Genomic DNA, 25,417 nt, shown 5'->3' with positions numbered 1-25,417 from the left:
CGCTGGTCGAATGGCTGCGTTACTGTGCCGGAGTCTCGTCCCCGCTAGCGGGGGCCTGGGTTGCGTTTTGCTGTGATGCCTCGGTGTCTACTGGTGTGACTGGCATGCCAGGCTGGATGCGCTGCAGTCCATCTACTACCAGCCGGTCGCCGGCACTCAGGCCGGAGGAGATCAACCACTGGCTTTTCACCGCGCGGTCGGTTTCCACTTTCACCCTGGCGATCATGTTGTTCTCGCCGATCACCATGGCATAGGCCTGACCGGTAGGGTCTCGGCTGATGGCTTTCTGGGGAACCAGAATGGTGTTGTCCCGCTGACCTTCTGGCAGGCGGCCACGTACAAACATGCCTGGCAACAGCTCACCGTCCGGGTTCGGGAACAGGGCGCGCAGCGTTACCGAGCCGGTGCTTTCATCCACTGCATATTCGGAGAACTGCAGGCGGCCGGGCTGGCTGTAGGGGCTGCCATCTTCTAGCAGCAGGGTGATACGGGCGGCATCATCACTGACTTGTTGGAGCTCGCCATTCTTCATGGCTTCGCGTAGCTGACGCAGATCGTTGCTGGATTGGGTCAGGTCCACAAAGATGGGATCCAGCTGGCGGATGGTGGCCAGGGTCTGCGCCTGGTTGGCGGTAACCAGCGCACCTGCGGTCACACTGGAGCGACCAATCCGGCCACTAATAGGGGCCTTGATGGTGGCGTAGTCCAGATTGATCTGGGCGCTTTGCAGGCTGGCGCGGGCGGCGGCCACGGCGGCTTTGTTCTCGTCCAGCTGGGCGCGGGCTTCATCATATTCCTGCTGACTCACTGAGCGCTTTTCCAGCAACTGGCGGAAGCGTTTCTCGCGCAGCTCGTTGGAATGCAAGGTGGCCTGGGCGCGAGCCAGTTCGGCACGGGCGGTGGCCACGGCGGCACGGTAAGTGCGGTCGTCGATCTTGTAGAGAGGCTGACCCGCTTCCACTTCCTGGCCTTCGTCAAACAGACGATTCTCGATGACGCCGCTTACCTGTGGGCGCACTTCGGCGATCCGGTGGGCGGTGGTGCGACCCGGTAGTTCACGGTTCAGCGTTACGGTTTTGGACTGGACGGTGATATAGCCGACTTCAGGAGCCTGTTGAGGGTTCTGTCCCCCCTGGTTGCCGCTGTCGTCGCATCCCGCCAGCTGCAAGGCCAGAAGTAGGGCGGTGATGGGGAAAAGCAATCCGCTGCGCATAGTTACCTCAGTTCTTGGAATTCACGCCAGAAGCTCTGCCGGGTCGCAGATGGGCGGGGTTGTAATAAAAATGAATCAAGTTCATTATATATACATTCAAGCATGAATGTATATATGTCATTGGACGGTTAGATCGATTTTTCTGCTCCATTCCGGCAGGTCCCCTATGGTTAGACGCACCAAATCCGAAGCGATGGAAACCCGTACGCAAATTCTTGATGCGGCTGAGCGGGTGTTCCAGCGTGATGGTGTGTTGTCAGCCTCTCTTAACGATATTGCCACTCAGGCCGGTGTGACACGAGGGGCGATCTACTGGCATTTCAAAAATAAACATGACCTCTTTATGGCTATGGTCGAGCGGGGGCGGCTGCTTTTCGACATTCTTTCCGAAAAGGCGGAAGACCCGGAAGAGCCGGACCCGCTTGGGCGATTGGCCGAATTCATGACATTCCTGCTGCAGCAAGTGGTCAATGATCCTGGTCAGCGGCGTATCTTCGAGATCATCTTCCACAAGTGTGAATTCAGCGGTGACAATCTGTGCCTGCTGGGCATGCAACGAGAAAAGTGTCGGGAGTCCTCCCGTCGACTTGGCCAGGTACTAAGTAACGCGATCAGCCGTGAACAGCTACCGGCGGATCTGGATGTGAGCCGGGCAGTGGTCTGGCTGCATAGCCAGCTCACGGGGATGATCATGTACTGGTTGCTGGACAACGAGTGTGTCGATCTTGCCGAGGAGGCAGACGGCTTCGTAGAGACCTGTCTGTTCTCGCTGGCACACAGTCCTTCGCTGCGTCAGCGGCCACGCTCTGCCTGATCCCTTCTGGCGGGTTGCTTCCCCGCGTATCATGGCATTCCCGCTGTTGTACGCGGGTGTCTGAATACTTCAACCTCATACCAGAGATTTTCCATGACAGACCAACCTCGCTTTCTGATCATCGGTGCCGGTGCCATCGGCAGTTTTTATGGTGCGTTGCTGAAGCGGGCAGGGTGCGAGGTCAGCGTGGTGCTGCGCTCGGACTATGAGGTGGTTAGCCAATCCGGATTCCATATCAACAGCACCCTGGGCGATCTCTCCTGGCAACCAGACCATGTCTATCGTGACGGGGATACTCCGGTTGCCGCGCCGGACTACATCCTGCTGTGTGTCAAAGTGCTCCCCGGCGTTGACCGTGCTGCGCTGGTGCGCCCCTGGATGGGCAAGCAGACCGTGCTGGTGTTGATTGAAAATGGGCTGGATATTGAGCGCGAACTGCTGGACGCCTACCCCGATCGTCCTTTGGTCAGTTGTCTGGCGTTTATTGCGGTGAGCCGTGTAGGGGCCGGTCAGGTGAATCATCAGGCTTATGGTCAGCTTGTCATGGGTTCGTTTCCGAATGGATTTGATGAACATTGCCAGCGGGTGTCTGCCTTGTTTAAAAAGGCCGGAATCCAGGTTGATGCCAGCGAAGCGATCGTCGGTGAGCGCTGGCGCAAGTGTGTCTGGAATGCGGCGTTCAACCCGTTGAGTGTGCTCGCCAACGGTGCGGATACACTCACCATGCTGGATGCGCCGGGAGGAGAATCACTGATTCGTGCGTTGATGGAGGAAGTGATTGTCGTCGCGAGGGCTGACGGTTATGAGCTGCCTGACACTATCATCGAGAAAAATATTCCGGGCACCCGAGCCATGGGGGCCTACAAGAATTCCATGGCGCTGGATTACCTGAACCAGCGGCCCATCGAGCTGGATGCCATTCTGGGTAATGTGGTGTCGATTGCGAACCGACTCCAAGTGCCAGTTCCTCGCCTTGAGACGATACTGGCTGCCTTGAAGATGCGACAGCCATCCGCAGGCTAAGTGGTGCCGATGGCCGGCGGGAATCCGCTGATTGGACGCAGATATTCCTCCCGCCAGTAGGAATTGGTGCGACGGAGCACTTTCGAATCTCTTTCAGTGTGATTTGGCGGTGAATAAATTCGTCATGCTGCGGTTATTTATGTCACTCATTCGTTAAGCAACAAATTGATAAACGCGTAAACGCATTTTGTTGGCCGCTATGACGCAGAGCCTGTAAATGTAGGTGTTTTGGTTTGAGACAAGAACACATCTGGTGTCTCTGTATACTTTTTGGTAGATAAAACCCTGTTTTTTGTGGATTTTTAAATTACAAACGATAACGCGCAGATACCAGCGCACCATCGAATGCATTACCCCTGCTCCGTGACTATGTAGTCCGAAAACAAGAACAGGGTGAAATGATGCGCACAAAAAAATTCCTCACCGCCACCTCCGTGTTTCTCGGTCTTCCACTGCTCTACGCCTGTGAAGAAGATCCGGATGTGTTTATCCCGCCGGACCCGGGGCAGGCGCTGATTTATGCCTATCCTTCTGACGGCATGGTGGACCTCCCTACTGGCAGCAAGATGGTGCTGACCTTTTCTTCCGCTATCAGGGCGTCAGCAGTGACTGCCGGTTGTGATCTCGATGGGGAGAACTACCGAGGGCCGATTTGCCTGGTGGACAGCGACGGTGAATTGGTTGATCTGTCGTCTGCGCAACTGACCAACCGGAATCGCACTCTGACTTTTTCCATGAAGAATTTGCGCGAAGGTGAGGAATATCGCCTGTGGCTTTCCAATGGCATGGCCAGCAACGTGGTGAATCTGGGCGGAAAGGGGCCGCTTATTACTTTCCGGACCCGTCAATATGCATCGGTCCCCAATGCCGCGCCTTCCGTGCTCGCCATCAATATGGAGAAGCCGGAGGTGTATCTGCCGGGTTCTGATGTTGAAGGGCGCTTCCCGTTTATGGATTTTGCTCCGGTGCGTCTTACCTTTACCGAACCGCTGGTGCAGAGCTCCGTGCAATACGGCAGTACGGTGAAGCTGGAGCAGCTGCTAAGAGATGAGCAGGGTGAACTGACCGGCGCGCGAGAGCTGGTGGATGTGAACATGCTGTCTGAGCGCCAGTACATCACGCTGGATCCACGCACTGACTTGATTGGCGGAGAAACCTATCAGGTGACCCTCAGTGGCGTTGAGGATTTTGATGAGGACGCGGTGACGGATGTCACCTACGAGTTTGTCCCGCTGCTGTCCAAAGCTTCTGTCGACGACGAAAATCCGGAGATCCGTCAGTTGATGAAAGCAGACCCGACTCTGGGCGAAGCAGGTTACCCCTCCATTTCCCGCCTGCATGGCGAGCCGCTGAATCAGTTCAATCTGGAAACGGTGGCACTGGGTACCACGAGGGTAGATACCAAGCCCGTGACCCTTGAAGGCTGGTTGGGCAGGCCATCGCAGTTTCCGGATGCCACCCCGGTAGTTGCACGTGCGGGCCAGCAGCTGCGCATTACCGGCATCGATCCCATCAAGCTGGGTGGGGAAGTGGATACCAAGATCAGCAGTGGTGACATCATCGGTACTTTCGTGACGGATGTGACCGGTTTCTTGACCAAGAATCCCTATCGTCCCAAGGGCGTGAATCCGGATGACGAGTTGGCTCCGCTACATGTGTATATGGATTTCGACCTGGCCATGCATGCCGAGAATCCTGACGGCAATGGTTCCATTAACCAGAATCTGATGCACATCCGCGCGGTGGGCGTGGTGGATGTCAAAGATGGTGCCCTGACGTTTGAAGTGTTCCGCACTCTGGAGCTGGATCTGTTCAGTGGTGCTACCACGGTGAGCGCGGACTTCGCTCTGGGGATTCGTGCGGATGTGGATTTCCCGTTCGACAAGTCCAACGCCGATCCCCTGATTGTGACCGGTGCCTTGCCGGTGGATGGTGAGCCGGCGGCGGATCCAGCGGATAACATCATTATCACCTTCAATGAACCGGTGGATGTGAACACCTTGCCGGGTGTGACCCTGACCAACCTTACCGCCGGTACTGATGTGCCGATTCAGGTACGCAGCACCGGTTCTGCCGTGGTGGTGACTCCCCTGAGCCCGATGGCGCTGGGGGCGGATTTCCAGTTGAACCTGGGCGCCAGCATTACGGACATGGGACTGTACGAGCCGTCTCCATTGATGCTGTCTCCGGACGATGCCACCCAGGGAGATGGCATCTTGAACTTCACTACCTCCAGTTATCAGGCGACGGCGAAACCGAACGCGGCACCGGTGCTGATTGGCATGTATCCGGGCATTGGTTGTGCGCTGGTGGATATCGATCTGGAAGAGGGCAAGTCAGGCCGTTGTGCCGGGGGGATTGGCGCGGACGAAGCGGCCAGTGATGACACCTATGAGCCGGATTACCTGTACAGCGATTTTCTCTATGACGTTAGCCGGCCCATCGAGCTGACTTTCAACCAGCCGATGGATCTGGCCACGATTGAGCCAGGAGCGATCTCTGCTGACGGTAGCCAATGTGAGACCGGCGCAATCTGTCTGGGTGAAAGTGTGGAAGGCAGCTGGGCGACAATCCCGCTGTCGCTGCAGAAAAATCCCTTGCGGGTGAGGGCTTACCCGGAACCGAACCGAATCGTGGTGGGAGAGCGGTACCGCATCGTGATTAATGGCGGGAATGACGCTGCAGGCGTGTTCCGCAACGGTCTGGGGTATGCACTGAATACCGATCCGCTGATGGGCATCGGTAACCCGGACGATGACGCGGATGGTGGCCCCAATGCGGGTGGTCCCAATATCGTACTGGATATCACCGCAGAGCCGGATAACGGGGCCATCTTCGCCACCGTGATCACCCGGGATTACACCGATGTGAACGGCAACGGTTATCAGGATGACTCCGAACTCCCTGCCGGAAAAAACAACGCTACGGCGAACATCAAGGAATTTGGAGGCTTGGTGACGGATGCCTCGCTGGCCAATGGTGGCGTGGCATATACCTCTGCGGGTCTGCCGATGGCGTTCCTGGAGAAGGAACCTATTGCACTGGACTACTTCGGCCTGAACCTGGAATCCCGGAATGGTGATCAGCGCACCTGGTGTGCGGACGAGCGCTTCGTTGACGAGAACGATGAAGTGTTCTGCATCACCACTGAAGGGGATTTCATGATTCCGGTGGAGATCAATCCCGAGATTGTAATGGGAACCAATCTGGTGATGACCGCCACCGTGGCAGGGCTGGTGCCGCTGGAACTGGATACCGGGCCGTTGGTGCTGCGTTTCAGTCCATACTTTGACGAGCACCTGCGCGACACTCCGCTGCGCGGTTTTGTGATCAACGAGGCCGGTGCCGATGAGGTTCAATTCATCGCTCGTCTGGATGCCCTGATGGACGCTCCGGATGTGGAAATCCTCGGCGGTCTGGGTACCGGTAATGTTCGCAGTATTCGTCTGAGCTCTTATATCCAGGGCCCCGTTCAATACCAGCCCAACGGCAAGATCGCATTAGTGTCAGATAACCGCACGGCCATGTCGGCGGATCTGGTGTTGAACATCAATACGGATTTTCTGGAAGACCAGGGGGTACTGCCAAGCCTGATTGGTGACCTCCTGGCCCCAGTGACGGACCTGATTACCAGTGCGATTCCTGCGCCTGCCACGGCCACATTGGCCCTCGACCCGCGACAGTTTCGCATTCGGGTCGTGAATTCCCATGCCAAGGCACTGATGACCACGGCGAGCCAACTGGATGCGGGGGCGCAATAATGAAAACCATGTTTCGATCGATAGTGATCCCCGGCTTGTTGCTGCTTTGCGGCGTGTCGAATGCCCAGCAGGAAATGTACGGCCCTGATTATCCCGGGGTAGGCTTTGTGCAGAAGCTGTTCGGGGAGGACCGTCTGTATTTCCGCATGGGTGCGCTGTACATGTACCCGGATGTTAAGACCAAATCGATTACCCTGAAAAATCTTTCCGAAATTGCCGAAGTGGCAGTGGAACCAGGACCCCAGGAAGGGGAGGCTTTTAGCGATCCGCTGCTGCTGCCGGCGGCGACCATTGGCTACAAGCTCCGCTGGGGGCTGTGGGGTGGCGGTTGGTCCTTTGAAACCATGGCGGCACTGCCGCCGACGCTGGAGCTGAAAGCCAAGGGGAAACTGGCGGATGTGCCACTGGTGACGGAGGCCAACGGCATCCCCACGGAAGTGCCCGCCTTAGGTGAAAAGGTGGCGGAAACCAAGGTTGCGCCGCCCATGTTCACGTTGGTGAAGCGGTTCAATAACAATGGTCGCCTTCGGCCTTATGTGGGGCTGGGCTGGGTTTATCTGTTCACCTACGACAGCCATGTCACTAACCCTGTGCTGTTGGAAGTCGGTGAGCCTGAACTGGATATCGAAGACAAGTTTGGCTTTGTTGGCCAGCTGGGGCTGGATTACCAGATGACGGATTACTGGTGGGTGTCTGCCGATTTCAAATACCTCAGCGTGCCAGACGTTAAAGCAACGGTGGAAGATGCCTACATCAAGCCGAAAGGGCTGCCGCAATATGAATATGCGGAAGTGGGGGACGCAGAATTTGTGGCGGATCTGAACACCTATGCGTTTCACATCGGTGTGGGTTTTACCTTCTAACTGACATTACGGTAACCAAAACGCCGCAACGGGCCTAAGGCCCGTTGCGAGCTTTCAGCCCTGAGCTGAATGTTTTTGTCATTGGCCTGTCAGGAGTGCCATGAAATAGTGACCTTACTGCATGAAAATGGCTGCATGAATATGGGCATTCAATGACTGGCACGCTGTCTTATCCTTTTCCTGACATTCCTCCAACTGCCTCCCGCCATGAAGTGGCCCCTGGCGTTTACTGGTTACGCTTCCCGCTTCCTTTCGCGCTGGATCACATCAATCTCTGGTTGCTCAGGGACAACACCGGCTGGACGGTGGTGGATACCGGGTTAGGTGTAAGGCCCAGTCAAAAGATCTGGAAAGCGTTGCTGGCGGAACAGCTGGATGGCTTGCCGCTTACCCGTGTCATCGTTACGCACTATCACCCGGATCATCTGGGCCTGGCCGGATGGCTGCAGCAGGAAACGGGTGCAGAGGTGTTGATCAGCCGTGGGGAATGGGAGCTGACCAATATCATTTGCGATGCACCAGAGGCTGACACCATTGAACGTTTGCGTACCTTTCTGGGCGGGCATGGCCTCAGGGGCGAGAACCTGGACAAGGTGGCGGGTAAGGGCAACGGATTCCGGCGGGTAGTGCAGCCGTTGCCTGTCAGTCCCGGTTTTTTGTCAGCGGGCGATTCGCTGAGTATTAACGGGCAGTGTTGGCAGGTGCATGTGGGCTGTGGTCATTCGCCGGAACATCTGTGTCTGTATCGTGAACAAGACCATCTATTGATTAGCGGCGATCAGGTGCTGCCTACCATTTCGAGTAATCTCAATGTGCGGGCTGCAGAGCCAGATATGGATCCGGTTACCGATTTCGTGGACAGCCTCAAGGCGCTGCGCGACAACCTGCCTGACGATACTCTGGTTCTCCCGGCACACGGACTGCCATTCCGAGGGCTGCGGGCCCGGGTGGACGCGCTTGTCGAGCATCATGATGAGCAGCTGGATCGTGTCCAGTCCGCCTGCCGTGAACGACCGCAATCCGCTTTCGATATTCTGCCAGTGATGTTTGACCGCAAGCTGGATGTCCAGCAGCTGATGTTTGCCATGGGCGAAAGCATTGCCCACCTGAATTGTCTGATGCAGCAGGGCAGGGTGCAGCGCGAACAGGTCGACGGAATCTGGCGGTTCAGTGCATGAAGCCGTTGCGAGGGACGAGTTTCGAGTAGCGAAAATCAAAACCGGCACTTAAACAGCGATCCGTAGACTCTTTTGGTGCCTCAGCAGGACAGAACCATAATCCTGATCGCAACTCGCAACTCGCAACTCGCAACTCGCAACTCGCAACTCGCAACTGATTCTGGCATTTTGTTCCCCTGATCTTCCCCCCTTAGCCGCCTCGCGGCCTTTATTGACCAGGAGACTTCCATGCAGGCCTTTGACTGGCGCGATCCGTTGTTGCTGGAGACCCAGCTCAGTGATGACGAGCGTATGATTCGTGATACCGCGCGGGAGTACTGCCAGAACCATCTGATGCCGCGAATCCTTGAGGCCAACCGCCATGAAAGATTCCATCGGGAGATCATGAATGAGATGGGGGCGCTGGGTTTCCTCGGCCCCACCATTCCGGAACAGTATGGCGGCGCGGGAGTGAATCATGTCAGCTATGGCCTGGTGGCGCGGGAAGTGGAGCGGGTAGATTCCGGTTACCGCTCTGCCATGAGCGTGCAGTCGTCTCTGGTAATGCACCCGATCCATGCATTTGGTAGTGAAACGGTACGAATGAAATACCTGCCAAAGTTGGCCAGTGGCGAATGGGTGGGCTGCTTTGGCCTTACCGAACCGGATCATGGTTCTGATCCCGGTTCCATGAGCACCCGTGCGCGCAAGGTGGAAGGTGGCTATCTGCTTAACGGTACCAAGACCTGGATTACCAACTCGCCCATCGCTGATGTGGCGGTGGTATGGGCGAATCTGGACGGCAAGATCCATGGTTTTGTGGTGGAGCGCGGTTTCGATGGCTTTGCTACGCCAAAAATTGAAGGCAAGTTTTCCCTGCGTGCTTCCATCACCGGTCAGATTGTCCTCGAAGACTGTTTTGTGCCGGAAGAAAATCACCTTGAGGTGGAGGGCCTGAAAGGGCCGTTCAGTTGCCTGAATAAAGCCCGCTATGGCATTAGCTGGGGGAGCATGGGGGCGGCCGAATTCTGCTGGCACGCTGCGCGTCAGTACACTCTGGACCGCAAACAGTTTGGTCGCCCTCTGGCCCAGACCCAGCTGATCCAGAAGAAGCTGGCCGACATGCAAACCGAGATCACATTGGGATTACAAGGCGCGTTACAGCTGGGCCGCTTGATGGACAGCGGGCAGTGGGCACCGGAAATGGTGTCGCTGATGAAGCGTAATAATTGCGGCAAGGCGATCGATATTGCCCGTCAGGCCAGGGATATGCATGGTGGCAATGGGGTGAGTGACGAATATCATGTGATACGCCATGTAATGAATCTTGAAGCGGTGAATACCTATGAGGGCACTCATGATGTTCATGCCTTGATTCTGGGGCGGGCACAAACCGGCTTGCAGGCGTTTAGTTGAAAGCCTGTGGTATTGGATGAAAGTGGTCTGAATCTGACAGGTTTATCGCTGATCACGTCGCGCAGTTTGGATGACAGACCCATATTGAAAGGGTACAGCCATGAATGATTTTCCCGTTTCTTTCCTGTTAAAACGCTGCCTGCTGCTCATCACATTGGTGCCGGCATTGCTGCTGTCAGGCTGTGGTGATAGCAGCCATACCGGCTCGGATGGCAACACGGCTCAGGAGGACGCACAGCGAGTGATCAGCGGTAAGGTCATGTATCGCGAGCGCATTGCGTTGCCTGAAAACGTGACCGTGACGGTGACTCTGGCGGATGTCTCCCGCGCTGATGCGCCGATGAAGGTGCTCGCACAAGAACATATTGATAACCCGGGGCAAGTTCCGGTTTCCTTCAGTCTCCGCTACCAGACGGCAGCGGTGACGCAAACCCATCCCCATGCCTATGCGGTTAGAGCAGAGATCCGAAGCGCGGATGGTGAGCTTCTGTGGACTACCACCGAGCGTCATTCGGTGGATCTGGCCAGCGATGTAGCGCCGGCCGAGATGACATTGATGTTGCAGCGGGTCTCCGCGCAGGAGGGCGCTTCGCTTTCCCCTGCCATGCAGCAAGCCCGTGATGAGGGGGCCAGCTTCTGGGCCATGGGCAATGAGCCTGGCTGGCACGTGGCGATTTATCCGGATGACAAGATTGTCTATGTGGGGGATTACGGCAACACCCAGGTGACACTGCCGTATGCCGACCCCGAGATGGAAGGTACTGAAGCGCACTATCTGACTGGGGATGAGGCGCATCAGCTGGCACTGTCGATCAGTGAGCGCCCCTGCCAGGACAGCATGAGCGGGAGCCGCCATGACTATGATGTGATTGTGACCCTGAACGAACACGAATATCGTGGCTGCGGTAATAATCTCTGAAATCGATGTGGGGAAGCGTTCACCGCTTCAGCATTTTGCTAAGATGTGGCCTGCTGCACGCGCTCGTGCCGGCGGATCACAATAAGGATATTTATCATGCTCAGCTATGTTGCTCTCGGGCTACTGGTTTTTGTAGGGCTGGTGCTGTTTTACGGCGTCATCGTTATTCACGATATTCCCTACGATATCGCCAAGGAACGCAATCACCCTCATCAGGATGCAATCCATGTTGCCGGCTGGGTAAGTCTGTTTACCCTGCACGTGCTTTGGCCGTTCCTTTGGATCTGGGCCACGCTCTATCGACCGGAACGGGGCTGGGGTTTTCAGGCTGTTCAGGAGCAGCAGAAAGCAGATGAGGCCTTACTGACCGAGCTGCAGGATAAGCTCCATGCTCAGGCAGAGCGTATTAGTGCGCTTGAACAGAAACTGGGGGGGCAAGACTGATGGAAACATTACTGCTCCTGACATATGCCGCAGTGTGTATTTTTATCTTCAAGGTCTTCAAGGTGCCGCTCAACAAATGGACGGTGCCTACTGCCGTGCTGGGCGGGATTGTACTGGTTGGTTCATTGGTGTTGCTGATGAACTACAACCACCCCTTTACTCGCAAGGTTCGTCAGGTTTATGTGGTGACGCCTGTGGTTTCCGAAGTGCGGGCGCGAGTGGTCGCTGTGCCGGTGGAGCCGAACTCGCCTGTGAAGCAGGGAGACCCACTGGTTATTCTTGATGACACTCGTTACCGCGCCCGGGTCGCGGTATTGGAAGCCCAACTGGCAGATACTGGTCAGTTGGCGCGGGGGAACGTTGCTGCGGTGTCTGAGGCCCGTGCAAGAGTGGCTCAGGCAAAGGCAAAGCGCGATCAGGCCCAGAATACCCTGGCTCGTTACGAAGGTGCGCCGAGTGCCTTCAGCGCTCAGCAGATTGATACCCAGCGGGAAAGGGTTGTGGCTACCAACGCTGATCTGGATGCTGCCAAAGCCGCATTGGAGCAGGCTCAGACCCAGCTCAGCGGAGAAGTGAATGGAGATGATCCTGCAGTGGCGGCCATCAAGGCGCAGCTGGAGGAGGCCCAGTTCAATCTCGACAACACGGTCATCCGTGCTCCAACAGACGGGTTCGTCACTCAGCTGGCGGTCAAGCCGGGCATGATGGCTGTACCTCTTCCGCTGAAGCCGGTGGCAAATTTTATCAGTGAGCAGGATCGTTACTATGTGGCCGCGTTTCGCCAGCAATCGCTATTGCGGCTGAAGCCGGGCTATGAGGCCGAGTTGACGTTCACCTCTTTGCCCGGCCAAGTGTTCAAGGCAAAGCTGAAAGAGGTGCTGCCGACCATTGCCGAGGCCCAGTTGGTGCCCGGCCAGCAGCTGGTCGGAGCGGAGGCTTTCCGGGATATGAGCAACGAAGCCATGGTGATTTTGCGAACCGAAGACGGTGCGCTTCCAGATGACCTGCCCATGGGTATGAATGCCCAGGCTGCGGTATATTCCGAGCATGTCCATCATGTGGCTGTGATGCGCAAGATTTTGTTAAGAATGCTGAGCTGGCAGCATTATCTCTATTTGGATCATTGATCTTCTTCACGGGCGGCCTCGGGCCGCCCATTTTGTATTGGCGGTGCTGCTGGGGGAGCAAGCCACTGATAGCAGAACCGGCCCAGCGCCAACCACAGCAGCACAACGATCAGAGTGAAAAAGACGCTCCCCTCCTGATAGAGAGACCATAGCCAAGGCACGAACAGTGCCCCGCTCATGATCATGGCGGTGGTGAAGGCAAGAATCTGGCGGCGGCGGGTGCGGTCTTCTGCGGGCTCTGAAGGCGTGTTCATTCCTGCTTCCGTTAGCTATCTCAATGATCGGTACTTTACCATAGCCGTCAGGCTGTCAACTTCCTGGAGACGTCCCATCAACGGTTATCCTGTTCCCGCCGGTCCTGTGGATCGCGAGATCATTATCAATAAAAGCCGCTTTATTACCTGGCTCAGGCCTGTCAGCCATCGTGAGGATGCCATGGCCGTTGTGGAGGAAGCGCGCACGCGCTACCCGGATGCCTCCCATCATTGCTATGCCTATCTGTTGGGGAATCCCGCTTCCGCCCAGGCAGCGATGAACGATGACGGTGAACCTTCCGGCACTGCCGGTAAACCGATATTCAATGTGATCCAACACAAGGGCCTCAGTGATGTGCTGGTGGTAGTGATCCGCTATTTTGGTGGCGTAAAACTGGGCGCTGGCGGCCTCGTGCGTGCCTATGCTGCCGCGGCAGAGTCGGTTCTGGCAGAAGTTGAGCGGATTGAACATGTCCCGCAACTTGAAGCCAGGCTGGAAATGGATTTTGCGCTGGAGCAACGGCTGCGGCACTGGGTGGATCAACATCACGGGAAGGTGCTGGATGTGGATTACGGCCAACGGGTGACCCTGAAACTGTCGGCGCCCTTAGAGTATCTCCATGATTTGGAAGCGCTGTGCGCTGCTGAGCAGATTGTCCTGATACTGATATGACTGCTTTATCTGTTTTTGTGTCGCGAGTTGCCCTGTCAGGGGCATAAAAAGATTGAGAGTCTGTAGGCTCTAACAACAACGGGAGTTCCCATGAGCGACAAACCTGTGATTGACCCGAACCCGGCCACGTTACCGCAGATTCTGGCTTCGCTGCCGGATGATACGCCGATTGTCATGCTCAACTTGCTGCGCTTCCGGGAAGTTGCACGCTACAAGGAAGGGGACGCGGCTTACAGTGGCCGTGAGGCTTATCAGAAATACTCTGAGGTGGCTTTTGGCAAGGTGCAGGGGGTTGGCGGCGAGATGGTCTGGAAGGGGCGTGCACTGGCGGGTGTCATTGCACCGGATAACGAACAGTGGGACAGCGTGCTGCTGGTACGCTACCCGAGCAAGGAAGCCTTTGCCAGCATGCTGGCAGATCCGGAATACCGTGAGGCCACCAAACACCGTACTGCTGCGCTGGAAGAGGCTCGCTTGATTGCGATGCAGGAAAACTGAAAACCAATGAATGGTTGGTAAGTGGCGTGGAGTGGCCCCGTTGAACCGGGGCAGGCGATGTCGCTAGTAGTAGCCTTTGGGTTTCGTTATTAACTATTAATTGGTTCTCCCATGTCCAATCAACCTGTAGGCATTCCCATTCCTGGCGGTCACACCATGCGTGCCCGTTGGCTGCGGCCGACCAGTGCCAATCCGCACAAGGCGGCGGTTATCGCTATCCATGACATCTTTGGCTACACCGACGATATCGAGCGTATCGCCCAACGGCTGGCGGATAATGGTTATCCGGTACTGGTGCCGGATCTCTATGATCTACCCGGCAGCAAGGCGTTGTGTGTGGTGAAAACATTGAAGGCCCATGAAACCGGCAAAGGCCAGGCGTTTGAGCAGCTGGAAGCCTGTCGACACTGGTTGCTCGCTCAGGACGAGGAGCCAGTAGAGCAGATCGGCGTGATGGGCTTTTGTATGGGGGGGCGTTTTGCGGTGTTGTATGCCAGCCAGGCACCAGTACAGGTGGTGGCACCGTTTTATGGTGGTATTCCCAAAAAAGCGGAAAAGCTAAAAGGCATTTGTCCTGCTGTGGGTGGTTGGGGACGCCAGGATTTGATCTACGGTGATCATGGTGAGCGGTTGGCCAATCACCTGGACAAGCTGGGTGTTCCCCATGATGTGAAGACCTATGAGGACATCGGCCATTCCTACATGAATGATCATCAGACCTTCACTTTCAAAAAACTTGGGCCATTACCGCCCCTGCGCTCCAAGTTTGATGCAGGTGCTTCCGAGGATAGCTGGCGGCGTGTGTTGGTGTTTTTCGAGAAGGTGTTCTCTGGAGAAATTCAGGCGGGGGAATAATCCGTCTGCGTTTCTACGACGCTGCTGCAGGAGCGGACGTCCGGTCGCGAACCGTGCGCAGCACGGACGCGACCGAAGGGAGAGCAGGGGGATTGAAGGCGGGGAATTCCTGTCCCCCCTTGTTCGCCTCACTTATTCCGTGCACTCACTACCGGCCCATTTCCCATCAATGCGGGTTTTCATGCTGTGGTTATTTCCCGACATCGTCATTTCGGAGGTGTAGTGCTTACTGTCGTGCAGCACCATCTTGCCGGTGACGCGGGTTTTGACCTTGGTGCCGGGCATGGTGCAATCAGCGCTCCAACGCATCGTGTTGCCGCTATGCTTGATTTCGCCAGCACTGCAGTTGTCTTCCTTCCAGCTGTTGCGTAGCGCCGCTTCCGGGTCACTGGCTTCTTTGGCGTTGATGCAGTCGTATTGAACCTGTTTGCGCATTTGTTCAGGGATGCCAGGGGCATCCAGTTCCACGGACAGGTTCCATTGCCCGGGAGTCATTTCACCGGCCTGGGCGATCGGGGCGAGCAAAAGCAGAGACGTGAATAATGCTAATGATGCTTTCATGACGAATCCTTTCGTAATGTGAGTTGGTCTGCCTGACAATCAAGCCGTGCGTTTGCTGGTGGGAAATTCGCACAGATCCGCAATCAGACACTCACTGCATTTGGGTTTGCGGGCGGTACAGACATAGCGACCGTGCAGAATCAGCCAGTGATGAGCATCGCGCAGAAACTCTTCGGGTACCAGCCGAACCAGCCGTTTTTCGACTTCCAGCACATTTTTCCCCGGTGCAATCCGGGTGCGGTTGGAAACGCGAAAGATGTGCGTGTCCACTGCCATGGTGGGGTAGCCGTAGGCGGTGTTAAGCACCACATTGGCAGTCTTGCGGCCCACACCGGGCAGGGCTTCCAGCTCTTCCCGGGTGCGCGGCACCTGGCTGTCGTGCTGCTCGATGAGAATCTTGCACAGCTGGATGACGTTTTCGGCCTTGGAATTGAACAGGCCAATGGTCTTGATGTACTGCTTCAGCCCGTCGAGACCCAAGGCATAGATAGCTTCCGGGGTATTGGCCACAGGGTAGAGTTTGGCCGTGGCCTTGTTGACGCCTACGTCCGTGGCCTGTGCTGACAGCACCACGGCAACCAGTAACTCGAAGTCCGAGCTGTATTCCAGTTCCGTGGTGGGGTGAGGGTTCTGATCCCGCAGCCGGGTAAAAATTTCAGTACGTTTTTCGCGATTCATGGCCATGTCCTGAGTTCGCGAAAGAGTATAGCGGATCTGGGTTGGGAGAGCAGGGGAAGCAGGGGCAAGTTACAAGTTTCAAGTTGCAACGCGGGAGGGGGCCTTTGACGTTCCCAAGGCAAGATTTCGCGCACCATATGTGAAGCGCGGGCAAGGCCTGGAAATCCCCAAGGCTTTGACCGCGCCTTGCAACTTGTCGCTTGAAACTTGCTGCTTTTTATTGCTGAGCCGTAACCACCTTACCTTCTTCAATACGCAGCCGCTCGCCGGGTTTCTTGTCCATGCGAATGGTTTCTTCCGCGTCGTTGAACACATAGGTCACGTCATACCCTTCGGTGCTGCTACGGTTCTCCATCACGGTGTTACAGCGCTGCTCCGTAGTGGTGTAGGTGTTTTTCTCCTGCATGCCTTTCTGGACCTGGTTACCGGCGATACCACCGACGATGGCACCACCTGCAGTAGCGGCATCTTTACCACTACCGCCACCAAACTGGTGACCGATCACGCCGCCAATGACGGCACCAACGGCACTGCCCGTGATGCGGTGTTCATCCTTTACAGGCTTTTGGCGAGTGACGGTAACGTCCTGGCAGTTTTGTCGCGGTTCTTGCCAGCGTTTCACAATGGGTTCCACCTTGGTGACGGTGGCATAGCCGGACGTGGCCGGGGTCATGACGCGCCAGGCACCATAGCCAGCGCCAGCAATGGCGACGGCACCCGCCAGACTGAGAGTAGCAACAGCAACGCTTTTCATGGTGAAACTCCTGTTATCCGTTATTTGCTGGTTTGAGCCGTCGACAGCACGAATGGTTTCGTGGGCAGATGCAAAAGAATGTTAATTGAGGCGTTCAATAGGCGGTGAAACGCCCGTCGGACGGGCGTTCAGCCGTAAATCAGATAGCAGGGAACCAGAATCTCTTCCTCATTCTGCATATGCCCGTGCAACAGGGCTTCCAAATCGGCGGCCTGATTTCGTGCTGTATCGAGAATGGCTGACGAAATCAGTGATGACGGTGCCGCCTGTGCTCGCTGGTGGAGCATATGCAAAAGCTGATCCAGCGCTTGATGATCCTTTTCCATGAGATCAATCGCCACATTCAAGCGAGGATGCTTGAGACGGATGGCAGGAAAGACGGTGCTGTCTTCAAAGCCATGATGGCTGTGCAAATTGCGAAGCAGGCTTTGCTGGTGCTGCTGGATAGCCGGAAGCAGCTGCCGTGTATCGCCACTCTGGCGATCCTGATCACTGAGATTGCTCAAGTGGTAAGGACCTGTTAACGCTGCCGAAATAGTTCCTGCTGAATGCATTTTTTCGTCCAGTAGTGTCAGCCGATGTGCCGTGTAGTCATTCTACATAAGTAGCGGATGGCGCTGCTCGGCGGAAAAAGGGATCAGCCCTCCGGGTTGAGCCCAAAAATCCGGCACTCGTCGTTATTCGTCACTCATTTGGGGAAACCAAACGTCGCTCCTCATGCCTAGATTGGCGAATTTTTGGGCTCAACAGGTACCATTTCGGCAGCGTTAACAGGTCCTGCGTGCGCCATGATATTGCCGTGCCTGCTTTTTCAGGCTGGCATGATTGCGCAGTAATGGCCTGGCATCACTGGTAAGAAAGTGGTCATGGTCGCGCCACTGCTCGCGTGGCAGCGGATACAGGGTCTGCCGTACTGAGTCTGGCAGAGGCTGGGATGGAATTGCAGGCAGGAACATGACCTTCTCCATTCTGATTTCCGTCGAGTGTGCAATTTTGTTTCGGGAAATGGGATAGGGTTAAATGGCGGCGTTTGATCAGACTTTCTGATTGGAGGGGGAAAGGGCAGATATGTCACAACAGGATCAGCAATTGGAAGCAGAGTACTTCCATCTCACTAACCTGATTGATTCATTTGATCAGAAGTCACTGACCATCAAGGCATGGAGTGTGACTCTGGCTGGCATTCTGGCAGGTTCCGGCGCTTTCTTTGATCGCCCCGGCATGCTGTGGGTGGGGGTGTTCGGCAGTTTGATGTTCTGGCTGGTGGAAGGACACTGGAAAGCTTTTCAGGCGGCCCACTATGCGCGCATTGAGAAAATCGAAGCCCATTTTCGTGGTGAAGTGGATGAAATCGCCCCGTTCCAGAGTGCTTACAGCTGGGAGAAGAGCCGACGTGCTGGCGGTACGCGTGAATTGATCCGGATTCTGGGCATGCGCCACGTATTTCTGCCGCATGGGTTGATGGCGGTGGCGTTGGTAGCGGCAGGGTTGGTGCTATAGCGCTGGTGCTGTAGGTGGCAGCCTGCTAGCGATAGGCGAAGTTTCGAGGAGCGAGTTTCGAGTTTCGAAAATCCCGCCCGGTTGGCGGCATTGTTTATGTTTTTCGAAACTCGTCACTGATTCTTAACTCACCTTGCCAGTGGTGCGCACCCGCCTGCTGACTTTCGGTTCGTCTGCCGCTTTGGCTTTCTGGATTTCTTTAAGGCGCTTGTCGATCACGTTCTTGCCGGCAATGATCAGGCCCAATCCGAGGAAGGCGCCGGGGGGCAGGATGGCGAGCAGGAAGCCGCCATAGTTGTCGATGACGTTGAGCTGCCAGTTGGCCGCCATGGGGCCGAACAGCAGCTGCATATTGGTGAACAGGGTGCCTTGGCCTACCAGCTCACGCATGCCGCCGAGGATCAGCAGGATGACCAGGAAGCCCAGTCCCATCATAAATCCGTCCACCGCAGAGGGCAGGATCGGGTTCTTGCTGGCAAAGGCATCCGCGCGTCCCAGCACGGTGCAGTTGGTCACGATCAGCGGGATGAAGATACCAAGGATTTCATACAGCTCGAAGGTGAAGGCCTGCATCAGCATCTCGATCACGGTGGTCATGGCCGCAATGATCATGACGAAAGCGGGCAGGCGCACCGCATCGGTGACGTAATTGCGGATCAGCGACACGCACACGTTGGAACCTACCAACACCACCAGAGTGGCCAGACCAAGACCGAGAGCGTTGACCACGGAACCCGTCACGGCCAACAACGGACACAGGCCCAGAATCTGTACGGTGGCAGGGTTGTTGTTCCACAGGCCATCCATGCTGATTTTCTTGTAGTTCACATCACTCATCACAGACCTCCGCCGCAACGGTTTCGGCATCTGCCGCAAACAGGTTGTCACGGTTGGCGTCAAAATACTGCAGGGCGCGGTGTACGGCACCGACTACGGCTCTTGGGGTAATGGTGGCTCCGGTGAAGCTGTCAAACTCGCCGCCGTCTTTCTTCACGGCCCAGCCTGCCTCGACCGGATTGTCCAGGGAACGACCGTCGAAACGGTAAATCCAGTCCGACTTTTTGGTTTCGATGCTGTCGCCCAGGCCTGGAGTTTCATTGTGGGGGGGCACCACGCGTACACCGCTGACGGTGCCTTGCGCATTGACACCAACGATCAGGGCAATGTTGCCGCCGTAGCCATCCGGGGCGGTGGCTTCCAGCACTGCACCGCTGGCCTGATCTGCCAGGCGGGCACGATAGATGTGGTGCTCGTTGCGGCCCAGCAGTGGATCAGTCACGGTGATACGGTCTGCCAGCAGATCGTTGTCATGCAGGTCGTGGGGCATGACCTCGTTCAGGGAGCGCATTAGCGCCTGTTGGCGATTGCAGTCTACCTTGTTGATGGTCAGCTCATTGGTGACGGCCAGCGCCGCAGCGGTGCCGATGGCAAACAGGCTGAGAATTACCGCATTTTTGGTAATCGCATAACGCATCATGATTTGCCACCTCCGGCAGTGCCACGATTGGGTTTGCTGTGGCCGTAGGTGCGGGGCTGGGTGTAGTAATCAATAAACGGTGCTGACAAGTTCAGCAGCAGCACGGAGAAGGCTACCGCATCCGGGTAGCCGCCGAAGCTGCGGATGACCCAGATCAGTACACCAATCAGCAGGGCGTAGACCAGGCGCCCCATGCGGCTGGTGGCCGCGCTCACCGGGTCGGTGGCGATAAAGAAGGCGCCCAGCATGGCACCACCCGAGAGCAGATGGAACAGCGGGTCGGCAAAGCGTACCGGGTCAATCAGCCAGGCGATCAGGGCTGGGGCTGCGAGACCAGCCAGGAAGCCGGCAGGGATATGCCAGGTGATGATCTTGCGGCTGATCAGGTACAGCCCGCCGAGCAAAAATGCCAGGTTGACCCATTCCCAGCCTTGTCCGGCCAGATCGCCATGCAGGATGCCATGGCTGGCCAGTTCCGTTTCGTTACCTGCCCAGGTACGGAAGGTATCCAGCGGGGTGGCACCACTGAGGCCATCCACCGGCAGTTGGCCGGCAAACAGCTGCAGGCTTTGCACAAAGCCTGGCGCTTCGCCGGGGGCAATCCATTGGGTCATGGCCACCGGGAAGGAAATCAGCAGTAGCACATAGCCCACCATGGCGGGGTTGAACGGGTTCATGCCCAGCCCGCCGTAGAGCTGTTTGGCAACAATAATGGCGAAGCCCACGCCAACCAGAGTGAGCCACCAGGGCGCGGTGGGTGGCAATGCCAGGCCGAGCAGAACGGCGGTGAGTACCGCACTGTAATCTTTCAGGTAGAAGGCCACGTTGCGGCCGCGGGCCTTGAGAAACAGCCCTTCGCAGATCAGCGCGACCACTACAGCCCAGAGCACATTGATGACTGTGCCCCAGCCGAATTGCCAGGTCAGCACCGCCAGGCCGGGCAGGGTGGCGTAAATCACCTGACGCATAAATGCGCCGGTATTGTTCTTCACCGATGCATGGGGCGAGGTGGAGGTAATCAGGCTCATGTCAGCTTAGCCCTTGCCGTTCAGGTAGGGTGGAAATGAGCGCGAGCCCATCTCCGCCATTGGCGTCATGATGGCGGAGATTCCCTGCGGGAATTTCCGCCCTACGAAGTAGTCGCGTGTTGTGTGTTGCGTTGTGTGTTGTGTAGTGCCCTGCAAGCGTTTCATTCCACCAGCCCTTGTTCTTCCAGCGCTTGTTTGAGCGCCTTGCGGGCGATCTGTGCTTCAGCTTCCAGCGCTTTGAGTTCCGAGTTCAAGGCTTCCAGGGCGTCTTCGCCACTGCTGCTGGCCAACTTGTCCAGCTCCAGCTTTTTATCGGCCAGGGCGCTTTCCGCACGGGCGGCTTCCAGCTTGAGGGTTTTCAGGTCCTTGCCGGTATGGGCTCGAATGTCGGCCTTGGCTTCTTCGATCAGGGCATCGAGGGCATCACGGGCCACGTCAGCCTTGTTCTTGAGCTTGTCGACCTTGCGCTGCATCTCAATCAGCTCATCCGCGCTGACTTCCTCTTTGCGCTCGGCACGCTCCAGCGCCGCGTGGGCTTCCTTGTACTGCTTGTGCGCCATGTTGTATGCCGTCTTCAAGCCTTTGAGGCGCTTCTGACGTTTGGCAGCGGCTTCCGGATCTACTGCTGTCAGTGGCTGTGTCAGTGCTTGTGGGGCCGAGGCTTCAGGCATTTTGGGCTGATCTGTGGGCACGGGCGGTGCTTTCGCCACTGCAGGTGCTGCCGCCTTGGCGTCGCGCAGTTCGGCTTTCCAGTGATCCGCATCGGCCTTCAGTGTGTCAGCCTCGGCACGCAGTTCTGCCGCATTACCAGCGCCATTTTCTTCGGCTTCCTTGGCCGCTTTCACGGCGGCCTTGTAGGCAGCAGAAACCTCGCCCACTTTCTTCTTCAGCTCGGTGAGCGGATCGGCAGGGGGCGCGGTGGGAGCCTGCACGGGCACTGCCGCAGGGGCATTGGCCTTGGCATCGCGCAGTTCGGCTTTCAATTGATCCGCAGCGGCTTTCAATTCGTCCGCTTTGCTGCGCAGTTCGGCGGCATTGTCGGCCCCGTTTTCTTCGGCTTCCTTGGCCGTTTTCACTGCCGCCTTATAGGCGGAGGAGGCCTCGCCGACCTGCTTTTTCAAGTCTGAGACCGGGTCTGCCTGTGCAGCGGTTGGCGCGGCTGCGGGTGCTCCGGCTTTGGCGTCACGCAGTTCCGCCTTGAGCTTGTCGGCGGAGGCTTTCAGTTCATCGGCCTGAGCCCGCAGTGCAGCAGCGCTGTCGTCGCCATTGGCTTCGGCTTCCTTGGCGGCTTTTACCGCGGCTTTGTAAGCGCTGGAAGCATCGCCCACCTGTTTCTTCAATTTGGCGACCACATCTTCAGCGGGTACCGCAGCCGGGGCGGCGCTACCCGCATCGCGAACGGCGGCCTTGGCTTTGTCGGCAATCTCTTTGAGACGATCCGCTTCGGCTTTTAGCTCGGCTGCGTTCGCAGCTCCTTCGGCATCTGCCGCCTTGGCGGCCTTGACGGCAGCCTTGTAGGCTTTGGAGGCTTCCAGCGAAGCCTGCTTGAGGGCGGCGGTATCTACCGTGGGTGCCGCTGAGGCTTCCTTTTTCTTGCGGTTGGCTTCCAGCCGCGCCTGACGGCGAGCTTCTTTCTCGGCCTTTTCCGCATCGATACGGGCCTGGCGAGCCTCAAAGCGCTGGCGTGCCTTGTCGGCTTTGAGCTGATCGGCAGCCTGCTGACGCACCGCGCCCTTGGCATAGCGATAGTACTGCACCAGCGGAATATGGCTGGGGCACACATAGGCACAGGCACCGCATTCAATGCAGTCCATCAGGTTGTGATGCTGGGCCTTTTCCAAGTCGTCATTCTTGGCGTGCCAGTAGAGCTGCTGGGGTAGCAGGTTGGCCGGGCACACTTCGGCACAGGAGCCGCAGCGAATACAGGGCTGCTCTGGCGGTGGTTCCGGCAGCTCTTCCGGGCTGGCGGCGATGATGCAGTTGGTGGTCTTCACCATCGGAACCGTCGGGCTGTGCAGGGTAAAGCCCATCATCGGCCCGCCCATGACCAGCCGACCGATTTTGCCAGCGTCTACGCCACCATGGTGCAGCAGGTCGCTGACCGGGGTGCCGATCAGCACTTCATAGTTGCCGGGCTGGCTGACACCGTCACCGGTCAGGGTTGTCACCCGCTGGATCAGGGGTTCGCCGTTGATGACCGCACGCTTGATGGCATAGGCGGTGCCCACGTTCTGGCATACCACGCCCACATGCGCTGGCAACTGGCCACTCTTCACTTCCTTGCCGGTGACCAGCTGGATCAGCTGTTTTTCACCACCGGAAGGGTATTTGGTGGGCACTACCCGAATTTCGATATCGCAGCCCTTGCAGGCGCGCTTGATGGCCTTGATGGCTTCGGGTTTGTTGTCCTCGATACCGATCAGGGTGCGGCGCGGGTTCAGCAGGTACTGCAGGATGTGAATGCCGGTAATGATTTCATCTGCGCGTTCGCGCATCAGACGATCATCGGCGGTGATATAGGGCTCACATTCCACCGCGTTGATGACCAGCTCTTCGACCCGCTGATGATCGCCCAGGTTGACCTTGATGCTGGTGGGGAAGCCCGCGCCGCCCATGCCGGCAATACCCGCGTAGCGAATAGTGTCTACCAGCTCGCCGGGGCTGCGTTCGGTGTAGTCGCTGATGCCACTATGGGCAATCCACTCATCCCTGCCGTCGGTATCAATCACGATACAGATAGCATCCATACCCGAGGGGTGCTGGATGGGGCGGGGGCCAATGGCGCTGACGGTGCCGGAGGTTGGCGCGTGAATCGCCGCGCTCACCGCGCCTGCGGGTTCGGCAATCATCTGCCCCTTGAGCACCCGGTCGCCGGGTTCTACCAGCGGCTTGGCCGGCGCACCGATATGCATGTTCAGCGGCAGTATCAGTTGGGCAGGCAGGGGGCCGGGTGCAATCTCGGTGCCGTTGGACAGGTGTTTCATTTCCGGCGGGTGAATGCCGCCGTGAAAATCAAACACCTTGGGGGTGCGAGAGCGGAAAAAGGTGCGAATCACAGGTTAACCACCTCGATACGGCTGTCCGGGCGCTGGCCAATGCCCGCCGGGCGATCCCAGCCCCAGGTTTGCAGGGTGGGTTTGACTGGCACAATGTCGATGCAATCCACCGGGCAGGGCTCCACACACAGGTCGCAGCCGGTGCACTCATCAACGATCACGGTGTGCATCAGTTTGGCGGCACCGACGATGGCGTCTACCGGGCAGGCCTGAATGCACTTGGTGCAGCCAATGCACTCGTCTTCCCGAATGTAGGCCACCTTGGCCACCGCAGCATCTTCCGCGCCGTCATCATCCAGTGTCAGCTCGTCACGGCCGAGCAGATCGGTGAGCGCGTCCACGGTGTCCTGCCCACCGGGCGGGCAGCGGTTATGTTCTTCGCCTTCAGCAATGGCTTCCGCGTAGGGGCGGCAACCGGGGTGGCCACATTGGCCGCACTGGGTCTGGGGCAGCAGGCTGTCGATCTGCTCGACAATGGGGTCGCCTTCGACTTTGAATTTTTCCGAGGCGAACCCGAGGATGGCTCCGAACACGGCAGCCAGGGCCAGCAAGGCAGCGACAGCGATCAATACTGCACTCATAACTTGATCAACCCGGAAAAGCCCATGAACGCCAGCGACATCAGCCCGGCGGTAATCAGGCCGATACTGGGGCCTCGGAAGGCTTCAGGTACATCTGCTACCGCAATGCGTTCACGCATGGCGGCAAACAGTACCAGCACCAGGGAAAAACCCAGTGCGGCGCCAAAGCCATAAGTGAGCGATGACATAAAGGTGGCATCTTCCTGGCGTACATTGAGGAGTGCTACACCCAGAACGGCACAGTTGGACGTGATCAACGGCAGGAATACGCCCAGCACCCGGTAGAGCAGGGGGCTGGCTTTCTTGACGAACATTTCGGTGAACTGCACGGCAACGGCAATCACCAGAATGAAGCTGATGGTACGCAGATATTCCAGCTCGAAGGGCACCAGAATGTAGGCCCAGGTCAGGTAGGCCAGTACGGAAGACAGGGTGAGCACAAAGGTGGTGGCCAGAGACATGCCCATGGCGGTCTCGATCTTGTTGGAGACCCCCATAAACGGACACAATCCGAGGAATTGCACCAGAACAAAGTTGTTAACCAGCACAGCGCTGATCAGTATCAGGACGTATTCGGTCATTTCACCTTGCTCGCGGGATAAACGCGGTGATGAGGACGCTCCGACAATCCCGTGCTCAGCGCGCATGCGAGCAAGGGTTTACCCCGAGATCCCCGGATTTTCAGGGCCGCATAGTATGCGGGAGGCCCTGCAAAGGCTCAAGAATGATAATGCATAAGCTTAACGTTTTGGTTTTCGGACCACA

General features: G+C 57.2%; 26 protein-coding genes. 13 read left to right on the top strand and 13 right to left on the bottom strand.

The features are described from left to right. Positions 1 to 19: 19 nt before the first annotated feature. Entirely contained in the window at positions 20 to 1,213 is a 1,194-nt protein-coding gene (locus Y5S_RS00920; RefSeq protein WP_035229476.1) for an efflux RND transporter periplasmic adaptor subunit, read from the bottom strand. Between the two features lie 166 nt (positions 1,214 to 1,379). On the opposite strand from Y5S_RS00920, the gene Y5S_RS00915 reads away from it, so the two are divergent. The 9 genes from Y5S_RS00915 to Y5S_RS00870 all read left to right on the top strand — a co-directional run bounded on the left by Y5S_RS00915 (position 1,380) and on the right by Y5S_RS00870 (position 12,737). After that, positions 1,380 to 2,027: a TetR family transcriptional regulator gene (locus tag Y5S_RS00915; RefSeq protein ID WP_035229473.1), complete on the top strand. Its 648-nt coding sequence runs from the start codon at positions 1,380 to 1,382 to the stop codon at positions 2,025 to 2,027. 93 nt (positions 2,028 to 2,120) lie between these two features. Next, a complete protein-coding gene (locus Y5S_RS00910; protein WP_035229469.1) occupies positions 2,121 to 3,050 on the top strand; it encodes a ketopantoate reductase family protein in 930 nt (309 codons plus the stop codon). Positions 3,051 to 3,448: 398 nt separating this feature from the next. Next, positions 3,449 to 6,811, top strand: coding sequence for an Ig-like domain-containing protein (locus Y5S_RS00900; RefSeq protein ID WP_081939603.1), 3,363 nt, complete (start codon positions 3,449 to 3,451; stop codon positions 6,809 to 6,811). An 8-nt stretch (positions 6,812 to 6,819) separates the two neighbouring features. Continuing rightward, complete coding sequence (locus tag Y5S_RS00895) at positions 6,820 to 7,674, top strand: OmpW/AlkL family protein (protein WP_231552597.1); 855 nt, start codon at positions 6,820 to 6,822, stop codon at positions 7,672 to 7,674. A gap of 152 nt (positions 7,675 to 7,826) precedes the next feature. Then, a complete protein-coding gene (locus Y5S_RS00890) occupies positions 7,827 to 8,852 on the top strand; it encodes an MBL fold metallo-hydrolase (RefSeq protein WP_052041275.1) in 1,026 nt (341 codons plus the stop codon). 228 nt (positions 8,853 to 9,080) lie between these two features. Next, positions 9,081 to 10,247, top strand: coding sequence for an acyl-CoA dehydrogenase (locus Y5S_RS00885; RefSeq protein WP_035229460.1), 1,167 nt, complete (start codon positions 9,081 to 9,083; stop codon positions 10,245 to 10,247). Between the two features lie 100 nt (positions 10,248 to 10,347). Next, entirely contained in the window at positions 10,348 to 11,166 is an 819-nt protein-coding gene (locus Y5S_RS19020; RefSeq protein ID WP_052041274.1) for a YbaY family lipoprotein, read from the top strand. A gap of 96 nt (positions 11,167 to 11,262) precedes the next feature. Next, positions 11,263 to 11,610, top strand: coding sequence for a DUF3302 domain-containing protein (locus Y5S_RS20130; RefSeq protein ID WP_407921410.1), 348 nt, complete (start codon positions 11,263 to 11,265; stop codon positions 11,608 to 11,610). Continuing rightward, entirely contained in the window at positions 11,610 to 12,737 is a 1,128-nt protein-coding gene (locus tag Y5S_RS00870) for an HlyD family secretion protein (protein ID WP_035229458.1), read from the top strand. The genes Y5S_RS20130 and Y5S_RS00870 overlap by 1 nt, the downstream gene beginning before the upstream one ends. Here the strand turns inward: Y5S_RS00870 and Y5S_RS19805 are convergent. Continuing rightward, positions 12,731 to 12,991, bottom strand: coding sequence for a hypothetical protein (locus Y5S_RS19805; RefSeq protein ID WP_035229456.1), 261 nt, complete (start codon positions 12,989 to 12,991; stop codon positions 12,731 to 12,733). The genes Y5S_RS00870 and Y5S_RS19805 overlap by 7 nt on opposite strands. Positions 12,992 to 13,097: 106 nt before the next feature. Here Y5S_RS19805 and Y5S_RS00860 point away from each other — a divergent pair, with 106 nt between their 5' ends. From Y5S_RS00860 to Y5S_RS00850, 3 genes are all read left to right on the top strand, one after another. Continuing rightward, the gene (locus tag Y5S_RS00860) at positions 13,098 to 13,664 is read left to right on the top strand and encodes an IMPACT family protein (RefSeq protein ID WP_231552596.1); all 567 of its coding nucleotides are present in this window, start codon (positions 13,098 to 13,100) and stop codon (positions 13,662 to 13,664) included. Positions 13,665 to 13,754: 90 nt separating this feature from the next. Further along, the gene (locus Y5S_RS00855; protein ID WP_035229454.1) at positions 13,755 to 14,162 is read left to right on the top strand and encodes a DUF1330 domain-containing protein; all 408 of its coding nucleotides are present in this window, start codon (positions 13,755 to 13,757) and stop codon (positions 14,160 to 14,162) included. Between the two features lie 111 nt (positions 14,163 to 14,273). Further along, on the top strand, positions 14,274 to 15,017 hold the full coding sequence (locus Y5S_RS00850; RefSeq protein ID WP_035229452.1) for a dienelactone hydrolase family protein: 744 nt from the start codon (positions 14,274 to 14,276) through the stop codon (positions 15,015 to 15,017). A 132-nt stretch (positions 15,018 to 15,149) separates the two neighbouring features. Here Y5S_RS00850 and Y5S_RS00845 read toward each other — a convergent pair whose 3' ends face one another. The 5 genes from Y5S_RS00845 to Y5S_RS00825 form a co-directional block, all read right to left on the bottom strand. Then, on the bottom strand, positions 15,150 to 15,578 hold the full coding sequence (locus Y5S_RS00845) for a DUF3617 domain-containing protein (protein WP_035229450.1): 429 nt from the start codon (positions 15,576 to 15,578) through the stop codon (positions 15,150 to 15,152). 39 nt (positions 15,579 to 15,617) lie between these two features. Then, positions 15,618 to 16,256: an endonuclease III gene (nth, locus tag Y5S_RS00840; protein WP_035229447.1), complete on the bottom strand. Its 639-nt coding sequence runs from the start codon at positions 16,254 to 16,256 to the stop codon at positions 15,618 to 15,620. Positions 16,257 to 16,473: 217 nt separating this feature from the next. Then, positions 16,474 to 17,010: a glycine zipper 2TM domain-containing protein gene (locus Y5S_RS00835; protein ID WP_035229445.1), complete on the bottom strand. Its 537-nt coding sequence runs from the start codon at positions 17,008 to 17,010 to the stop codon at positions 16,474 to 16,476. Between the two features lie 128 nt (positions 17,011 to 17,138). Beyond that, complete coding sequence (locus tag Y5S_RS00830) at positions 17,139 to 17,516, bottom strand: hemerythrin domain-containing protein (protein ID WP_035229443.1); 378 nt, start codon at positions 17,514 to 17,516, stop codon at positions 17,139 to 17,141. Positions 17,517 to 17,777: 261 nt separating this feature from the next. Beyond that, complete coding sequence (locus tag Y5S_RS00825) at positions 17,778 to 17,978, bottom strand: hypothetical protein (RefSeq protein ID WP_035229441.1); 201 nt, start codon at positions 17,976 to 17,978, stop codon at positions 17,778 to 17,780. Positions 17,979 to 18,078: 100 nt separating this feature from the next. On the opposite strand from Y5S_RS00825, the gene Y5S_RS00820 reads away from it, so the two are divergent. Further along, complete coding sequence (locus Y5S_RS00820; protein WP_035229439.1) at positions 18,079 to 18,510, top strand: hypothetical protein; 432 nt, start codon at positions 18,079 to 18,081, stop codon at positions 18,508 to 18,510. Positions 18,511 to 18,633: 123 nt separating this feature from the next. On the opposite strand, the gene Y5S_RS00815 is transcribed toward Y5S_RS00820, so the two are convergent. From Y5S_RS00815 to rsxA, 6 genes are all read right to left on the bottom strand, one after another. After that, positions 18,634 to 19,347, bottom strand: coding sequence for an electron transport complex subunit E (locus Y5S_RS00815; protein WP_035229438.1), 714 nt, complete (start codon positions 19,345 to 19,347; stop codon positions 18,634 to 18,636). Next, on the bottom strand, positions 19,340 to 19,987 hold the full coding sequence (gene rsxG / locus Y5S_RS00810) for an electron transport complex subunit RsxG (protein ID WP_035229435.1): 648 nt from the start codon (positions 19,985 to 19,987) through the stop codon (positions 19,340 to 19,342). Before rsxG ends, Y5S_RS00815 begins: the two co-directional genes overlap by 8 nt. Next, positions 19,984 to 21,015, bottom strand: coding sequence for an electron transport complex subunit RsxD (gene rsxD, locus Y5S_RS00805; RefSeq protein ID WP_035229434.1), 1,032 nt, complete (start codon positions 21,013 to 21,015; stop codon positions 19,984 to 19,986). Before rsxD ends, rsxG begins: the two co-directional genes overlap by 4 nt. Positions 21,016 to 21,176: 161 nt before the next feature. Then, complete coding sequence (rsxC, locus tag Y5S_RS00800; protein WP_035229432.1) at positions 21,177 to 24,071, bottom strand: electron transport complex subunit RsxC; 2,895 nt, start codon at positions 24,069 to 24,071, stop codon at positions 21,177 to 21,179. Further along, positions 24,068 to 24,652, bottom strand: coding sequence for an electron transport complex subunit RsxB (gene rsxB / locus Y5S_RS00795; protein ID WP_035229431.1), 585 nt, complete (start codon positions 24,650 to 24,652; stop codon positions 24,068 to 24,070). Before rsxB ends, rsxC begins: the two co-directional genes overlap by 4 nt. Continuing rightward, positions 24,649 to 25,233, bottom strand: a complete 585-nt coding sequence (gene rsxA / locus Y5S_RS00790) for an electron transport complex subunit RsxA (RefSeq protein ID WP_035229429.1) — start codon at positions 25,231 to 25,233, stop codon at positions 24,649 to 24,651. The genes rsxB and rsxA overlap by 4 nt, the downstream gene beginning before the upstream one ends. Positions 25,234 to 25,417: the final 184 nt, after the last annotated feature.

Origin of the sequence: Alcanivorax nanhaiticus, assembly GCF_000756665.1 — a bacterium.
Lineage (GTDB): Bacteria > Pseudomonadota > Gammaproteobacteria > Pseudomonadales > Alcanivoracaceae > Alcanivorax > Alcanivorax nanhaiticus.
This window is presented reverse-complemented; position numbering and strand designations above follow the sequence as displayed.

Excerpts from the sequence above, each read along its gene's own strand:
- Y5S_RS00920 (WP_035229476.1), bottom strand. The coding sequence starts at position 1,213 with ATGCGCAGCGGATTGCTTTTCCCCATCACCGCCCTACTTCTGGCCTTG.
- Y5S_RS00915 (WP_035229473.1), top strand. The coding sequence starts at position 1,380 with ATGGTTAGACGCACCAAATCCGAAGCGATGGAAACCCGTACGCAAATT.
- Y5S_RS00910 (WP_035229469.1), top strand. The coding sequence starts at position 2,121 with ATGACAGACCAACCTCGCTTTCTGATCATCGGTGCCGGTGCCATCGGC.
- Y5S_RS00900 (WP_081939603.1), top strand. The coding sequence starts at position 3,449 with ATGATGCGCACAAAAAAATTCCTCACCGCCACCTCCGTGTTTCTCGGT.
- Y5S_RS00895 (WP_231552597.1), top strand. The coding sequence starts at position 6,820 with ATGTTTCGATCGATAGTGATCCCCGGCTTGTTGCTGCTTTGCGGCGTG.
- Y5S_RS00890 (WP_052041275.1), top strand. The coding sequence starts at position 7,827 with ATGACTGGCACGCTGTCTTATCCTTTTCCTGACATTCCTCCAACTGCC.
- Y5S_RS00885 (WP_035229460.1), top strand. The coding sequence starts at position 9,081 with ATGCAGGCCTTTGACTGGCGCGATCCGTTGTTGCTGGAGACCCAGCTC.
- Y5S_RS19020 (WP_052041274.1), top strand. The coding sequence starts at position 10,348 with ATGAATGATTTTCCCGTTTCTTTCCTGTTAAAACGCTGCCTGCTGCTC.
- Y5S_RS20130 (WP_407921410.1), top strand. The coding sequence starts at position 11,263 with ATGCTCAGCTATGTTGCTCTCGGGCTACTGGTTTTTGTAGGGCTGGTG.
- Y5S_RS00870 (WP_035229458.1), top strand. The coding sequence starts at position 11,610 with ATGGAAACATTACTGCTCCTGACATATGCCGCAGTGTGTATTTTTATC.
- Y5S_RS19805 (WP_035229456.1), bottom strand. The coding sequence starts at position 12,991 with ATGAACACGCCTTCAGAGCCCGCAGAAGACCGCACCCGCCGCCGCCAG.
- Y5S_RS00855 (WP_035229454.1), top strand. The coding sequence starts at position 13,755 with ATGAGCGACAAACCTGTGATTGACCCGAACCCGGCCACGTTACCGCAG.
- Y5S_RS00850 (WP_035229452.1), top strand. The coding sequence starts at position 14,274 with ATGTCCAATCAACCTGTAGGCATTCCCATTCCTGGCGGTCACACCATG.
- Y5S_RS00845 (WP_035229450.1), bottom strand. The coding sequence starts at position 15,578 with ATGAAAGCATCATTAGCATTATTCACGTCTCTGCTTTTGCTCGCCCCG.
- nth (WP_035229447.1), bottom strand. The coding sequence starts at position 16,256 with ATGAATCGCGAAAAACGTACTGAAATTTTTACCCGGCTGCGGGATCAG.
- Y5S_RS00835 (WP_035229445.1), bottom strand. The coding sequence starts at position 17,010 with ATGAAAAGCGTTGCTGTTGCTACTCTCAGTCTGGCGGGTGCCGTCGCC.
- Y5S_RS00825 (WP_035229441.1), bottom strand. The coding sequence starts at position 17,978 with ATGGAGAAGGTCATGTTCCTGCCTGCAATTCCATCCCAGCCTCTGCCA.
- Y5S_RS00820 (WP_035229439.1), top strand. The coding sequence starts at position 18,079 with ATGTCACAACAGGATCAGCAATTGGAAGCAGAGTACTTCCATCTCACT.
- Y5S_RS00815 (WP_035229438.1), bottom strand. The coding sequence starts at position 19,347 with ATGAGTGATGTGAACTACAAGAAAATCAGCATGGATGGCCTGTGGAAC.
- rsxG (WP_035229435.1), bottom strand. The coding sequence starts at position 19,987 with ATGATGCGTTATGCGATTACCAAAAATGCGGTAATTCTCAGCCTGTTT.
- rsxD (WP_035229434.1), bottom strand. The coding sequence starts at position 21,015 with ATGAGCCTGATTACCTCCACCTCGCCCCATGCATCGGTGAAGAACAAT.
- rsxB (WP_035229431.1), bottom strand. The coding sequence starts at position 24,652 with ATGAGTGCAGTATTGATCGCTGTCGCTGCCTTGCTGGCCCTGGCTGCC.
- rsxA (WP_035229429.1), bottom strand. The coding sequence starts at position 25,233 with ATGACCGAATACGTCCTGATACTGATCAGCGCTGTGCTGGTTAACAAC.